Origin of the sequence: Leptolyngbya sp. AN02str, from assembly GCF_050565595.1 — a bacterium.
Taxonomy (GTDB): Bacteria; Cyanobacteriota; Cyanobacteriia; order Elainellales; family Elainellaceae; genus Kaiparowitsia.
Map to the genome: position 1 here is coordinate 64,024 of NZ_JBNXVR010000016.1, position 16,599 is coordinate 80,622.

A 16,599-nucleotide genomic window follows, 5' to 3' on the forward strand; every position below is an offset into this window, starting at 1 on the left:
TTTCAAACGGCTTGAGCCATAGGTTTTTGCCATCAACGGCGATCGCTCGGGTAATGGAACGGGAGCTGACATGCTCCTGACCACTGCGCTTGGCAGGCAGAATGGAAATTATGGGCTGCTATTCAGTTAGGGGGCTTTTTCCAGCAAAGCCAATTGACGTGTCATACCCCAAGCTGCCAGATAAGTTGTCAGAACAGACGATCCCACGCCAGCAAGAAGTTCCCATACAGATTTGAGAAGAGAATCCTCAAACTCAGGTTCTAAGCGCTCTAACCGTCAAGAAACCTGACTCTAAGGAAATAGAGTGAGCATAGGGGTACTTACACCTCTATGGGAGAAGGCTACGGAGCCTTTACAAAACTTGGCTTTCATCAGAGCTGAACAATCAATCCTCTGCATGATTTGTTGTACTGCTTGGTGATTCTTAGAATTTATAAAGTTCATGGTGCGATCGCCAGCCTCCTAGGGAATTTTAGGGTGATAAAGTTCAATTGGGTTCCATCACCCACGCCTATGAAACCTGCTGTAACGACCTCTTTTCATGCCCCTGCGATCGCGGGCTACACCATTGTCGAACAACTGTATCTCGGTTCTCGAACGGCAGTATATCGAGCCGTGCAAACGAACGTGCAGCATCCAGTAGTGATCAAGGTCTTACAGCGTAAATACCCAGCCTTTAGTGAATTAGTTCAGTTTCGCAACCAGTACACAATCGCCAAAAACCTTAATATTCCAGGCATTGTTCAGCCGTTGAGCCTGGAATCTGTCGGGGGTAGCTATGCGTTGGTGATGGAGGATTGGGGCGGGGTGGCATTGGGTAAATACATGCAGCAGCAGTCGTTGAACCTGGCAGACGTGTTAACGATCGCGCTACAGCTTGCCGATATTCTCCACGATCTGTGCCAGCACTGCGTGGTTCACAAAGACCTCAAACCTGCGAACATTCTGATTCATCCCGAGACAAAACAGGTCAAACTGATTGACTTTAGTATTGCCTCGCTGTTGCCGAGAGAGACCCAGGAGATTCAGAATCCCAACGTGCTGGAGGGAACCCTAGCCTACTTATCACCAGAGCAGACCGGACGCATGAACCGGGGCATTGATTATCGCAGCGATTTTTACTCATTGGGCGTCACGTTGTTTGAACTGCTCACCGGACAGCTACCCTTCCCGTCTTCTGACCCGATGGAATTGGTGCATTGTCACCTGGCGAAACACCCCCCTTCCGTGTGTGATGTCAATCCAGACTTGCCGTTAATCGTGGGCGAGATCATCCGAAAACTGATGGCGAAGAATGCCGAAGACCGCTATCAAAGTGCTTTAGGGCTCAAGCACGACTTGATGCAATGTCAGCAACAGTGGCAAGCAACAGGCAAACACGCCTGGTTTGAGTTGGGGCAGCGGGATGTGTGCGATCGCTTCCTCATCCCCGAGAAGCTCTACGGTCGAGAAGCAGAGGTACAAACCTTGCTGGAGGCGTTTGGACAAGTGGCCAATGGTGCGTCTGAACTAATGCTAGTAGCAGGTTTTTCAGGCATTGGCAAAACCGCTGTTGTGAATGAAGTGCATAAGCCGATCGTCCGCTGGAACGGCTACTTCATCAAGGGCAAGTATGACCAGTTTCAGCGCAACATTCCCTTTTCTGCGTTTGTGCAGGCATTTCGTGACCTAATGGGACAATTGCTGAGTGAACCGGATGAGCAACTGGCGCAGTGGAAAGACAAGATCCTGTCTGCGGTGGGCGAGAATGGGCAAGCCTTGATTGAGGTGATTCCGGAACTGGAGCAGATCATCGGCAAGCAACCGCCTGTACCCGAGCTGTCAGGCAGTGCAGCTCAGAATCGCTTCAACTTGCTATTTCAGAAATTCGTCCAAGTCTTTACGGCCCCAGAGCATCCGTTAGTGATGTTTCTCGACGACTTGCAGTGGGCAGATTCTGCGTCATTGGGCTTGATGCAGACGTTAATGAGTGAAAGCAACCGGGGCTACCTGCTGATGATTGGGGCATACCGGGACAACGAAGTCTTTCCGGCCCATCCGCTGATGCTGACCCTGGAGGAAATGCAGCAAGCTCAGGCAACCCTCAGCACGTTGACGCTCACACCCTTAAGTCAGGCTCACATCAATCATTTAATTGCCGATACGCTCAGTTGCTCGACCCTAACAGCACTGCCCTTGAGTGAACTGGTGTATCAAAAAACGCAGGGCAACCCCTTCTTCACCACCCAGTTTCTGAAAGCGCTCCATCAAGAAGGCTACATTGCCTATGATTTGCAGGTCGGATACTGGCAGTGTGATGTGTCACAGGTGCGATCGCTCTCCCTCACGGATGATGTCGTAGAGTTTATGGCGCTTCAGCTCCAGAAATTGCCTGCTGAAACCCAGCGGATGCTGAAGTTGGCTGCCTGTATCGGAGCACAGTTCGATCTAGAAACTCTAACAATCGTCTCGGAACAATCCCCAAGCGATGCCGCAACTGCACTGTGGAAAGCCTTGCAGGAAGGCTTGATTTTACCGACAAGCCAGATTTACAAGTTCTTTCAAGGGGCAGAGCAGTCTGAGGCGACGGAGACCGTGAATCTAACTTATCGTTTTTTGCACGATCGAGTTCAACAGGCGGCCTACTCACTCATCCCGACATCCCAGAAAAAAGCGGCCCATCTCAAAATTGGACAATTACTGCTACAAAATACTGCTTCTGAAGCCATTGAAACTGGCATTTTTGATATTGTCGGTCAGTTAAATCAGGGAATTGAAATCCTCACCGAACAATCAGAAAAAACTGAAATCGCTCAACTCAATCTGGTTGCTGGGAGAAAAGCAAAAGTTTCTACGGCTTATAAAGCCGCCGCTGAATACTTTGGATTGGGCATTCAATTGCTGCCAAAGAATAGTTGGGAAACTGACTACAGGCTGACTTTTGGGCTTTATCGAGAACAGGCAGAGTGCGAATATCTGACGGGTAATCTTAGTGCTGCAGAGCATCTGTTTGATTTCGCATTGCATCAGGCTCAAGACAAGTTTGATAAAGCCGATATTTACGCCATCCAGATGTACTTGAAAATGACACAGGGCGAAAACATCCAGGCTGGTTTTGAAGCGGGACTAAAAGGCTTGAGCATTATGGGAATGCCTCTGCCGCTCACGGTCGAAGAACAGCAAGCTGCTATCAATCGTGAACTAAAAGAAATCCACACTCAACTTGAAGCAACTCATCCTGCGGATTTGTTTGATCGACCTGAGATGACCGATCCGATTAAAAAGGTTTGCATGAGTCTTTTAGCAGACCTGTGGGCAGCAGCCTACATGGGAGGACATCAGCACCTTTCACATCTCAGCATGCTGTTAATGGTTAACACCTCGTTGACCCATGGTAATACGGATGGCTCTGGTTTTGCTTACTGCCTTTATGGAATGAGTTTAGCAAATCAAGGAGACTATCAAACAGCCTATGAGTTTGGCACCTTAGCCCGGAAGCTCGATCGCCATTTCAACAGCACCAAATTCATCTACAAAACCAACAACATCTTTGCTCATACAATCAACCCCTACAGCCAACATTTGAAAACGAACTTACCCGTATCCCGGCAGTCTTACCAGACCAGTCAGGAGGGTGGAGATGTCGTGTTTGGTATCTGGGCAGTTTCGTTTCTGATCTGGGCAATGTTGGTGAAGGGCGATCACCTGTCTGATGTGTATGCTGAAACTGAGAAGTATCTGAATTACGTGCAGCAGGTAAACGATGTCAATATGCTGTATGCGTTCACCTTACAGCGACAGTTTCTCTTAAACCTGCAAGACCCTTCTCAGACTACCGATTTGCTGAGCGATCGAAATCACAATGCTCAGGATAAGCGCGTCATTCCCCACATTGAGATCTGGCGACAAAAGAAGAATTTTGAGCATGGCATTAACTGGTATTGTTTCCTCAAACTACAACTCTCGTACTTGTATGGGCGGTATGAGGATGCGATTGAAGCAGCAAAGGAGGCAGAGCCAACCCTACCCGCTAATGCAGGTTTTTTCCCAATTATTCAATACTATTTCTACTACCCGCTGAGTTTGGCAGCACTTTATCCTACTGCTAACGCAGAGGAGAAAAATCAATATTGGAAAATTCTGCAACAGCATCAGCAGACGGTAAAAACATGGGCCGATCATTGCCCGGAGAACTTTTTGCATCGATATCTGTTGCTCTCGGCTGAAATGGCGCGTCTGACTGGCAATTATGCAGGCGCGATCGAGGGTTATGATCGGGCGATCGCAGCCGCCAATGTGAACGAATACACTCACGAAGCAGCTCTTGCCAACGAACTCGCCGCTCAGTTCTATCTCAATTGGGGCAAAGAACGCATTGCCCAGGACTATCTGATCGAAGCTTACTATGGCTATTCCCGCTGGGGGGCCAAAGCCAAAGTTGCTGACCTGGAAACTCGCTACCCGCAACTGCTGGCTCCCATTCTGCAACAAACCCGCACGCCTCTCTCGGTTAATGAAACGGTCTTCGCTGCTGGAACCATCGCCTCCAGCAGTTCTTTTGCCAGCGTTTCCGATGCGCTAGATCTATCGGCGATTCTCAAAGCCTCCCAAACCCTTTCCAGCGAAATTGAACTCGGTAAACTCCTGGCATCACTACTTTCTATCGTCATGGAAGGTGCGGGAGCGAATCGATGCGTTCTGATGCTGCTACGAGACGATCGCTTGCTGATCAAAGGCTCAATGATGGCAGGAGCAGAGCCAGTGGTCTTGCAGCGTCTCCCGATTGAAGAGAGTCAGGACATTCCTCTAAAGCTGATTTATAAAGTCAAGCATGACCAAAAAACTGTTGTGCTGGTGGATGCCAGTGCCGATCCGACTCTAGCCAACGATTCGTATATTACTCAGCAGCAGCCCAGAAGTATTTTGTGCAGCCCGATTTTGCATCAAGGCAAGTTGATGGGCATTTTGTATCTGGAGAACAAGTCAGTCATCGGAGCATTCACCGCCGATCGCGTCGAGTTGCTCAACCTGCTGTGCGCTCAAGCCGCCATTTCGTTGGAGAATGCTCAACTGTATGAGCGATCGCAACAATATGCCCATCAGCTAGAGCAGTCATTGCAGCAATTGCAGGCTAGCGAAACTCGATTTCAGAAGCTTGCCAATAATGTACCTGGCTTGATTTACCAAATTCAGATTGAAGCGGACGGTTCTGCTTCCATTCCTTATGTCAGTTCGGGTTGTCAGACGCTTTATGAGGTATCCGCTGAGGAGTTGATGTCTGGGAAATGCAGTCTGCGCGACTTTGAACATCCCGATGATCGAGCAGAGGCTTTACGGGCAACGATGGAGTCGGCACAAGCCCTTACCCAATTTCGGCATGAGTGGCGAATTATTACTCCTAATGGGAATGTGAAGTGGGTTAAAGCAGCCTCTCAACCAGAATTCAGAGACGATGGGAAAATTGTTTGGGATGGGATGCTAATTGATATTACCGATCGCAAAATTGCTGAGCAGGCTTTAGAACAAAAAACACAGGATCTAGAAAATGCTTTGCAAGACTTGCAAAGCGCTCAATTACAACTTGTGCAGAGCGAAAAAATGTCGGCATTGGGCAACCTGGTGGCAGGAGTGGCACACGAGATCAACAATCCGGTCGGCTTTATTGCAGGCAACCTGCAACCTGCATTTGATTATGTCAAAGATATCTTTGGATTGATCAAATTATATCAGCAGGAATATCCCAATCCTAATAGGATAATTCAAGAAGAAATGGAAGTGATCGATCTGGATTATATCCGGGAAGACCTGCCAAAGTTGATTGACTCGATGAAACTAGGAGTCGATCGCATCCGCAGCATCAGTACCAGTTTAAGAACCTTCTCCAGAGCTGATAAAGACTACAAAGTATTGTTCAACATCCATGAGGGAATTGATAGTACGATTCTGATTCTCAAACATCGATTAAAGACAAATGACGAGCGTCCAGCGATTGAAGTTGTCACAGATTATGGCAAGGTTCCTGCACTCAAATGTTTTCCTGGTCAACTGAATCAGGTATTTATGAATATTCTGGCAAATGCGATCGATGCGCTGGATGAAGCAGCGCAAGAGATGACATTTGTTGAGTTAGAGTCTAAACCCCAGACCATCACCATTCAAACATCACTGACGCAATCAAATGCGATCGAAATTCGCATCAGTGACAATGGAAAAGGTATGAGTGAGGCGATCAAAGACAAGATTTTTGATCATTTGTTTACCACCAAAGGGGTTGGTCAAGGAACCGGGTTGGGATTGGCGATCGCTCGTCAAATCGTTGTCGAAAAACATGAGGGCAGCCTGGAAGTTCAGTCTGAAGTGGGTCAGGGCACTGAGTTCTGCATCCGGTTGCCGCTGAGTGTTGAGTAGTAGGTTCTGTCTGTAAGGATCGTGACGATGCACGTTGGAGCCGCTTTACAGAGTTGGTTGGTGGGAGTGTAGAGCAATTAGCAACGGCTCAACTCAACCGTTAAGCAGAATTAAACGCAAGGAAGATGAGAAGTGTGAAGCTGTGGCCGAAAAGACAAGAGACAAGAGAGTTGCACTGGTAACGGGTTCGACATCAGGAATTGGGATGGCGATCGCAAAGCAGCTTGCCGAAGATGGATTTATTGTTGTTTTTCATTCCAAGTCATCGGTGTCAGTTGGACAATCATTGGCAACAGCGTATCGTGGTGCATCGTATTTTCAAGCTGACTTGTCTAATCAAGAGCAGGCTCGTGATTTGATTGCTAAAGTCCTATCGCATCACAGTCGGATAGATGTGTTGGTCAATAATGCAGGGGTTAGCGCCACAATTTCCCATACATCCCTCAAGGAAGCGACACCAGAAATTTGGCGAGACTTGTACGAAGTCAACGTCATTGCACCTTGGACACTCATTGCAGAGGCTGAAAACGCCCTACGACAATCCTCTAGCCGTGCATGTCCTAGCTGCATTCTCAACATTAGTTCTCATGCGGGAATTCGTCCAAAAGGAGCCTCAATCCCATATTCTGCAAGTAAAGCGGCTCTAAACCACATGACGAAGCTGCTTGCATTGAGTCTTGCACCACAAATTCGGGTAAATGCGATCGCTCCAGGTTTGGTTAATACTCCAATGAGCAAAAATTGGGCCGCCGCACAAAAGCTGTGGGAAGAGCGATCGCCAATGGGGCGGGGGGCACAACCTGAGGAGATCGCGCAAGTAGCTTCGATGTTGATTTCGAGCCACTACTTAACAGGCGAAATTTTAATTTCAGATGGGGGGCTGAATCTCACTTAGGTGACTGAGCTTCATGCCTAACAATCCGCCTGCACACTGAATCATATGACACTGGTTAGTTGAGTCTGAGAGCCTAAGCAGCAGGTGAGGGGAAACGTTGTGTGGCGGCGCTGTGAAACGACTCATGCTTCAACCAGTGTTCGGGCACAAGGTTTTATGAGGGCAAGGCTGCTGAATGGTGGCGAAGGAGCGCGATCGCTCGCGGCCCTAACAAGAGCTGAGATAGCTAGGATCTATGGTGACGTTGGCTTGGGGTTGGTTGGTTTCTCCTTGGGGTTGGTTGATTTCTCCGGTTGAGGACACTTGCGAGGTTTGCTCAATGGCGGCCACAACACTTTAAGTTTTGGTAAATCCAGAAGATTTACGTAGAGAATAGTTCCATTTATGTATAGTTTCTGTAAAGATAGATCATGAGTCTGGTAGATACTCTGGTTCCCTCGTATGCTTTAGGTCAAGCTTTTCATTCGCTTAATGCATGGTCATGGGAGTGCGTGGAAGCCAATTGTTCATCTCCTTGATTCTGAATAGTGTTGGTTCTCGGAGTTATGTCCAAGACATAACTCCGTTTTGTTTGCTGCTCTGTTGGCCGACTGGATGTGCGTGGGGTTGCTTGCGTGAGGCGATCGCTGATGCGTGAGTACGAATGCGCATTGATTGATACGTGATTGATACTCCTGCGTTGCCAAGGGCTCTCCTCCATCCTGCAATCGGCTTGCAATCAGCCTGCAATTGTTACAGAATTCTGACGAAAGACCCACAACATCTGGGCAAGAACAGTAGACTAAATCACATCATGACGGGATCACCATCTGTGTTGGCTGACACATTCACGGATGCGTGAAGTCATTCATCATCATGAGCAGTGCGTCAGGATGTTGAGATCGGTTCGTTCGCCACGCTTGAGGAATAGGTCGAACGCGATCGCGCCGGGGCAAACACCATCTCATCGGCTTGTGGCTCATGGTGAAGCACCCTGTGCAGCGCTGTCTTCAAGAAACATTTCAAGAGAGTAAGCAAGTATGCTTCAACGTCTATTCACTGCTGTATTGATAGGAGTGTTGGGTATAGCGGGTTGGGTTGGGCCAGTTGCGCCTGTGCAAGCGGCCAATTGCACGCTTACCGCCATTGTGTGGGAGGGGTACACCGATCCGTCATTTGAGCAAGTTTTCGAAGAAAAAACTGGCTGTGCTGTCAAAGCCACCTATGCAGGCTCCAGCGACGAAATGTTTGCCAAGTTTCGGGCGGGGGGTGGCCGCACCTATGATTTGATTTCGGCATCGGGCGATATTACCGAGCGCTTGTATAAGGCTGGGCTCGTACAGCCAATTGAGACAAGTCAGCTCCAAAACTACGATTCAGTTTTTGAATCATTTCAGGGTGGCAAGTGGAATACCTTTGATGGTCAGCCCTATGGAGTGACCTTTGCTTGGGGGCCAAACGTGCTGGTGTACAACACCACGGCAGTTCAGCAAGCGCCCTCGTCGTGGGATGTGCTGTTTGATGAGCAGTATGCAGGCAAGATTTCGCTGCCCGATAATCCCATGACGATCGCCGATGTGGCACTGTGGTTGGGCAAGGATGATCCCTATGACTTGAGCGATGAGGATTTGGCCGAGGTGAAGGCCAAACTGCTGGAGTTGCGCCCTAATGTGCGCAAGTTTTGGACGACAGCGGGGGAATTGGCGAATTTGTTTCAATCGGGTGAGGTGGTGCTAGCCCATGCGTGGCCACTCACCTATACGCAGCTCATCAACGAAGGGTTTCCGGCTGGCTCCGTTGGCCCCAAGGGCAAGCTCACAGGCTGGACAGATTCTTGGATGGTTTCAAAGCGATCGCGCAATTCTGAAGCCGCGTATCAATGGATTGACTTCATTTTGAGTGGCGAGGGGCAAAAGGGCGTGATGGATGTGACCGGATACTCGGGCGCAACCACCCTGGGTGCCGAGGCCATTGGCCCCGAAAAGGCGCACGAGCTATTTATGGATGATTTGTCGCTGCATTCTCAAATTAAGATGTGGCAAAGTGTCGAGAACTATGACAAGTGGGTTCAACTGTGGAATGAAATTCGCAGCTAGGGAATTCACGCCTTAGCGATCGCATTCCGTGTGAATCTAAGCCGGGTCGTTACGTGTTGTCGGCCCGGTTTTGTGTTTTTTGGTGCCATCTGGTTCGGTGCAATCTGCGCAACAGTTTGTCAAAAAAAATCATGGTACTAAATGTGCCAACCGAACCGGGTGAACATGAGCTTTGATGGAGATAGAGGGATGGCAGAGTGCGCCTCATCTACCCTGCCCATGCGCTCACAAGGATCGGGCTTCAAATTTGGGGTTATGGTTTGTGGAAATAGCGTACGGTACCACTTCCACAAACCACAATCCCAGGTTTAGACCATTCCCCTCAAAAGGTCGGCGATTTATCGGCTATCTAGTCGCTGGGAGGCTTTCTCACGTATGCAAGGCTCAACTGCTGGTTCTGCTCAGGCTTCGGTCGTACCAACTGTCGTGCCAACTATCGTATCAACGGTGGATTGCTCGACGTTTGATGAGCAAACGATGAATTTGTTTTTGGCTCCTGGCCCCAATCCCTATCAAGACACAGAGGAGTTTTTGCTGGACTGCGAAATGCGGGCCGATGAAATGCCTCGGTTTGTGCGGCGATCGCTGCTGGAGTTTCAGGTGCGATCCAACTCAGAGGGCATTTTGCTGCTAAAAGGCTTGCCGATCGATCCGGGGCTCTACCATGTGCATACTCCTGAAAACGCACAGCGATCGCACGAGAAAACAACCTTTGTGAGCGAGCGCTGCCTGGCTATGATTGGTAGCCGACTGGGCCATTTGGTGTCCTACATTCAAGAGAAAAACGGAGATTTGTTTCAAAATTTGGCTCCAGTGAAGGGCAACGAAACTGTGCAGATATCGACCGGTTCCCAAACTCGCCTACAGTTTCACCGCGAAACGGTATTTCATCCCTACGCGCCGGAATATTTGCTGCTGTTTTGCCTGCGTCCCGACCATGCGCGAACGACAGAAACGACCTATGCCAGCATTTCTCACGCACTGCCGCTGCTGTCAGAACAGCATCGCAGTCTGCTGTTTCAACCGCTGTACCGGACGGGCATTGATTACTCGTTTGGCAAGGCTAGCAGTGTGAAGGGCCAAGGCCCCATGCTGCCCGTGTTGTACGGTCGGCCAGAAGATCCCTTCCTCAACTACGACGAAGACTTGATGGAGGCGCTCACGCCTGAGGCCGCTGAGGCGCTAGAAGCACTCAAGCTGGCGATCGCTTCGGTGTATCGCGGTGTGCGGCTTAACATGGGGGATTTGCTCTGTATCGACAATCGGCGGACGGTGCATGGGCGATCGCCCTTTCAGCCCAAATACGATGGGTTTGATCGATGGTTGCAGCGATCATTTGTGGTGCGCGATTTGGGACTGTCTGCCCGCGATCGCTTACCCGGTGAACGCATTATTCGCACCGAATTCTCTGGCTAATCTTCACACGCACTCAAGAACACAAGATGTGAGGGATTTTGGTTGTGTGGCACCGTTGAGCTGGCCCAATCGCATGGTCGAACTGGGTCAGATGGTGATGTTCTAGACCTGTCGATGTTGGTTGTCGAAAGGTGGTGGAATCGTCCTTCGACAACCAACATCGACCCAGGCGAAACACAAGCGGTAAGCTCAGCTCGTTTGTGTTGGGTGACCCAAACCCAGAGCAAAAGCGTAGAGATTGCATCCACGGGCAGAAGTTATGCGTATATCCGAGTGGACTGGCAAAACGGCTCGGGCAGGCTTCATTGCCGGGCTGATGCTCAAGCTTAGACAAAGCGATGGAGTGAGCACTCTGAACCCTGGCTTATAGATGCATGCACAAAGCATGCAATGTCGATGCAGGGGTTTTCGGCGGGGTTTCTTTTCTCCTTCGCTTTGTCTTTCATTCTGGTGAGTTGCCAGCCCCCTCTCAACTCTCGCGTTATTTGTTTGGAGAACACGAATGAATCGTTTCATTAAGCCTGCTCGCAAAGCGGCGGGTGTATCGCGTCGCCGCCTGCTGACTGGAGGAGCAGTGGTAGGCGCGGCAAGTGTTTTGAGTGTGCCCCTACTCGCAGATTCGGCCCAGGCTCAAATGCGCCGAACCTTTGGCGCACGCCGCACCATGGCAAATGATGTGCAGATTTTGAATACGGCTTTGTTTTACGAACATGCGGCGATCTGGGCTTACAGCGCAGCGGCTCCCCTGCTGTCTAGCTCGGACGTGGGTAATGCCGTAAAGGCGATCGCCGTTGCCAACATGGAAGACCACATGGAGCATCGCGATACGTTGATCTCGGTGATTCGCGATTTGGGTGGTACTCCAGCCGAGGCCCAGAGTGAATATGATCTGTCGGCTTACTTGCAGCGGGGTGAAGGCAACCTTGACTCGGATGTCAATATTGCCAAGCTGGCGTTGGCGTTGGAAACGGATGCTGCGATCGCCTATGGCAAAGAAATTGCCATGCTGCAAACTCCCGCATTGATCACCGCTGGTGCCAGCATTGGGGCAACCGAGGCAAGCCACGCTACTCTCATTCGGGCGGCATTCCAGTCTCTTGGCATTGACCTTAGCCCCATTCCCACTGCGTTTATCAATGCCGATACTCGCAGCTCTTGGGTGCTGACTGTGTAACCTCAGACTCCAACCGAAAAAGACCACAAACGCGAAATATACATCATCACTCCAGGCGCAAGTTGCGCCTTTTTCTGTGGATGGGGATCCATTATCGTCATGCCCAACCCTTCATGCCCAACTCTCAGGACCGGAAAGACGGCAGAGCAGCGGTATTCAAAGAGGTATCAAGCTTTGTATCAAGTCTGATCGCGAGGTGGTTGACCTGGATATGCTTTGTCTTGAGAATGGAAAAAAAATTGACAACGCTTTAATCGTTGTTTTTGAGTGGGCTCAGCATTAGAAAAACCTGAATTGTCATCGACTGTGTCACGGGTCAAGTCTCATAAACTGCGGTTTAACTTTAACAAAGATTGAATAGGAAGGTACTCCCATGGGGCAGACCGCTCAAACCTGGCTAACGTTGCTCAGTGCTGGCATACGTGGGGGGGCGATCGCGCTGTCCTTTGGGGTGTTGGGTACGGCCGTTCCCGCGTGGGCCCAGTTGACCCCAAATGCCACCTGGGGGCCAGAAAACTCCACTGTGACTTCCACATCGCCAACCCAAACAGAAATTGGTGGAGGTGCCCGACGCGACAGCAACCTGTTTCATGACTTTGCCGAGTTTAATGTGGGGCCTGCTGCGGGGGTGTACTTTCGCAATCCTGCGGGAGTCAACACTATTGTGACGCGGGTGACGGGCGGTAATGCATCTACGATTAACGGCACGTTGGGAGTGCTGGGGCCAGCAGATTTGTTTTTGCTCAACCCCAGCGGAGTGGTGTTTGGGGCCAATGCCGAACTCGATGTCCAAGGTGCGTTTTTTACTACAACGGCCAGCGGTTTACAGTTTGGATCGCAGGGCAGCTTTACCGTCGGAAATCCGGCGGCGCCACCGTTACTGACTATTCAGCCCAATGCGCTGCTGTTTACTGTGGCGGCAGCCCAAAGCCTTGCCCCAATTAACTTGCAGCCAGGAGCCGCGATCGCCACCAATCCGGGGCAAAGTTTGGTGCTGGCAGGCGGCAACATTAACCTGACGGATGCAACCCTCACGGCACTGGGTGGACATGTCACCCTGGCCTCGGTAGGGCAGGCAGGAACGTTGCCTCTCACCCAGCAGGGCGATCGCATCCGTCTCTCCATTCCCAACTCATTAGGGCGCGGCGATATCGCCCTCAATGCAGGCAGCCAAATGACAGCAGCCAGCAGTGGCGGCGGCAGCATCCACCTGGCCGGTCGCAACATCCTCTTAAATAATGAAAGCGAAATTCTAGGTGGGATTGCGCCTGGATTGGGGAGCCCCACCGCCATTGGTGCAGCCGTCAATGTCAACTCTACGGGCACCCTCCAGCTCAACAACCGCAGCGTCATTTCGGCCAACATTGGCCCAGGCAGCATTGCCAGCCAAAGTGGCGATATTACCGTGCAAACCGAGCGATTGCGCATTCTAGAAGGCAGCGGCATCGATATGGATAACCGCGGCACGGGGCGATTGGGTAATCTGACCGTGACCGCCAATGAATTCGTCGAGCTATCAGGCTGTTCCCCTCCGCAAGGCGACGATGGTGGCTGCGACTTTTTTGCCCCCACAACGCTAAGCCGCATTCGCTCGAATATGGGAGCCACCGCCTCTGGCCAAGCTGGCACCATTCGGGTCACAACACCCTATCTCACCATTAGCCGCTTTGCTCAAATCAATTCCAACATTGATGGGGCGGGCACAGCTAGCAACATTGTGGTGAATTCCCATACAATCTTGCTCAACCGGGCAGGTCGCATTATTAACCGCACGAGCGGAGTGGGCAACGCGGGCGCTGTGGAGGTGAACGCCACAGGCGATGTGTGGCTGTCGGAGTCTCGCGATACGATTGACCCCGACGGACGGCAGCGGGGCATTGAAAGCGGCATTTTTTCGGATACGGCATTCACAGCTTCGGGAAATGGGGGCACGGTGACCATTACTGCCAACACCCTGAGGGTGTTTCGGGATGCCCAAATTAGCGGCGAGACCCGAGGCAGCGGCCAGGGGGGCGATGTGTCGATTACGGCGAATGCGATTGAAATTGGCTCTGGGGGGGAAATCATTACTCAAACGTCCCAAGATCTAAATGGAGAGGCGGGCGATGCCGGTAATGTGGTGATCAATACCAATGGTGGGAGTGTCGTCATTACCGGGCAAGGGAGTCGCATCAATGCGGAGGTCGGAGGCCGCTCGTCAGGCAATGGGGGCCAAATTGTGGTGAATACGGGAACGCTGCTGGTGCAGGAACAAGGGGCGATCGCCGCCGGAAACCGTTCCGAAGCTGGAAATAACGTGGGTGGCAATATCGTTGTCAATGCCAACCGAGTTGATCTACTGAGTGGGGGGCGATTGGAAACTCGCACCGATGATGAGGGCAACGGGGGCAACATTACGGTGAACACAAACGGCGGCACCCTCTACATTGCCGGGCGGGCAGGAAGTATTGAAAGCGGCATTCGGGCAGATGCAGTTCCCGGCTCGAGCGATCGCGATGACTTTACAACCTCAGGCAATATCCTGATCAACACAGGCAGTTTCATCGCCGAAGATGATGCCGAAATTGGCACCGAGCATCGCGGCACAGGACAGGCAGGCACCATTCAAATTAATGCTAATCGCGTTCAGCTTACCGACGGAGCGGTCATTTTTGCCCGAGCGCGGTATCAGGCCACAAGCGGCAGCATTGTGATCGATGGTGGGGGCAAAGGACAAATTGTGCTGTCGGGGCGGAGCTTTCGCGATGAGTTTGATACCCCTTCCTATCGAGAAACGGCCCTATCGGTGCAAACCTTTGGCACCGGAGCCGGGGGCAACATTACCATTCGTAATGCCCAAGTGCTGCAAGTGGATGGTGGAGCAACGATCGTGGCCGAAACGGCCAATGATGATGAGGATGTAATTGGCGGAGATGGCGGAAATATTGCCATTCAGTCGATAGATCAACTGCTGGTGCTGGATGGGGGCGTGATTTCGGCGCGATCGCGCAGCGAAGGGGCGGCAGGCAGCATTACGATCGATGCCAACGGCGGCGCGGTGGTGCTGTCGGGGCAGGGCTTTAATCCCAACAGTTCGGTATTTGATGATGTGGACGCGATCCAACCATCGAGTTTGACCGTGAGTGCCGAAAGCTCTGGCGCAGGCGGCAACTTAGTCATTCGCAATGCCCGGTTGTTGCGTTTGCAGGATGGCGCTCAACTGGTGGCAGCATCGCTGGGAGAGGCAACGGGCGCAGGTGGCAGTATTAGCCTGGAGCAAATTGAGCAAATTGAGGTCGTGCAAGGGGGTCGCATTACCGCCAGTACCGAAACGGCAGCCGAGGCTGGCAACGTGGTGATTGATGGCGGCACGGTGTTCCTGGCGGGAGCGAATCCAACGGATGCCGCACAGGTTTCTTCCATCTCGGCGCGCACAACCGGGAGCGGTAATGCAGGCTCGCTGCTGATTCGTAATGTGGGGCTGTTGCAAATTATCGATGGGGCAAGAATCGAGGCGATCGCCACCGCAGACGCGGATGGAGATGGGGGTTCTATTTCCGTATTGGCTCAACAGGTCTCCATTGCAAATGATGGGGCGATCGCGGCTAGTGCAGAAGGCGAGAGCAATGGTGGGAATGTGACGGTCATTGCGGCGGATTCTGTAGCGCTCAATAACGGTCAAATTACGGCGCAGGTGGCATCGGGTACGGCGGGCAACCTAGCCGTGACCGCACAGAATACGCTGCAAATGACAGGCGATCGCAGCAGTATTTCGGTGGCGGCCACCAATCCTGATGGCATTGCTGGCAACCTGGCTCTATCGGCCAATGCGCTGCAAATCAGCGATGGAGCCGAAGTTACCGTGAGCAACCCGGCTGGGCAGGCAGGCAGCGTTACCGTGACAGCCAACACCGTTGCACTGGATCGAGGCCGCATCACGGCCCAAACTGGAGGGGCGGGTTCCGCTTCGGGGGCCAACATTGTGCTGAATGTGAATGAGCTGTTGACCCTGCAAACCAGTAGCGAAATTAATGCCCAGGCGCTTGATCAAGCAAACGGTGGCAGCATTTCAATCAACACACCCAATGGCTTTGTGGCCGCAGCCCAGTTTGAAAATAGCGACATTATTGCGAATGCCGTGCAGGGCCAGGGGGGAGAAATTTCGGTGTCGGCCTTGGGGGTGTTTGGCTTGTTGGTGCAGTCGGGGCTGAGCACGGCTCAATTGCGAAGCAACATCACCAGCGACATTAGCGCCAGCTCCGAAGCAGGGCCACAGGGGCTTATCACCATTAGCACGCTGGGGGTAGATCCCAGCCAGGGTTTAACGGAACTGCCGGGAGATGTGGTAGATGCTGCGGATCAAATAGCCCAGGGATGTAGCGCAGGCGGCGTAGCCGATCGCCAGTTGGGGCAATTTGTGGTGACGGGACGAGGCGGCCTACCCGCTAGCCCGATGGATATTCGAGATAGTGGGGCAGTTGTCTCCGGTTGGGCCCAAGTGTCCCCATCTGGAACCGAACGGGCACCGGGCGCACTGCATCCAACAGCTCCGTCGGCTCCGTTGGCACTAACAGAGGCCCATGGCTGGGTGCGAAATGACGCGGGAGAGGTGATGCTGGTGGCAGATGCAACGCCTGTAGCCGCGATCGCCCCCACAGTTTGCCCCTAGATCA

The 16,599-nt window shown here is 51.8% G+C and carries 6 protein-coding genes; all 6 read left to right on the plus strand.

All coding sequences use genetic code 11. The annotated features are described in order from the left end of the window. Positions 1-513 precede the first annotated feature (513 nt). The 6 genes from ACQ4M4_RS14085 (at position 514) to ACQ4M4_RS14110 (ending at position 16,595) form a co-directional block, all read left to right on the plus strand. The gene (locus ACQ4M4_RS14085) at positions 514-6,387 is read left to right on the plus strand and encodes a trifunctional serine/threonine-protein kinase/ATP-binding protein/sensor histidine kinase (RefSeq protein ID WP_430685132.1); all 5,874 of its coding nucleotides are present in this window, start codon (positions 514-516) and stop codon (positions 6,385-6,387) included. Positions 6,388-6,529: 142 nt separating this feature from the next. Next, a complete protein-coding gene (locus tag ACQ4M4_RS14090; RefSeq protein WP_430685133.1) occupies positions 6,530-7,282 on the plus strand; it encodes an SDR family NAD(P)-dependent oxidoreductase in 753 nt (250 codons plus the stop codon). A gap of 1,019 nt (positions 7,283-8,301) precedes the next feature. Then, positions 8,302-9,357 (plus strand): ABC transporter substrate-binding protein, encoded by a 1,056-nt coding sequence (locus ACQ4M4_RS14095; protein ID WP_430685134.1) that lies wholly within the window; start codon positions 8,302-8,304, stop codon positions 9,355-9,357. Between the two features lie 375 nt (positions 9,358-9,732). Continuing rightward, the gene (locus ACQ4M4_RS14100; RefSeq protein WP_430685135.1) at positions 9,733-10,773 is read left to right on the plus strand and encodes a TauD/TfdA family dioxygenase; all 1,041 of its coding nucleotides are present in this window, start codon (positions 9,733-9,735) and stop codon (positions 10,771-10,773) included. A 502-nt stretch (positions 10,774-11,275) separates the two neighbouring features. Next, positions 11,276-11,947 carry a DUF4439 domain-containing protein gene (locus ACQ4M4_RS14105; RefSeq protein WP_430685136.1) on the plus strand — a complete coding sequence of 224 codons (672 nt, stop codon included), beginning with the start codon at positions 11,276-11,278 and terminating at the stop codon, positions 11,945-11,947. A 373-nt stretch (positions 11,948-12,320) separates the two neighbouring features. After that, complete coding sequence (locus tag ACQ4M4_RS14110; RefSeq protein ID WP_430685137.1) at positions 12,321-16,595, plus strand: filamentous hemagglutinin N-terminal domain-containing protein; 4,275 nt, start codon at positions 12,321-12,323, stop codon at positions 16,593-16,595. The last annotated feature ends 4 nt before the right edge of the window (positions 16,596-16,599 follow it).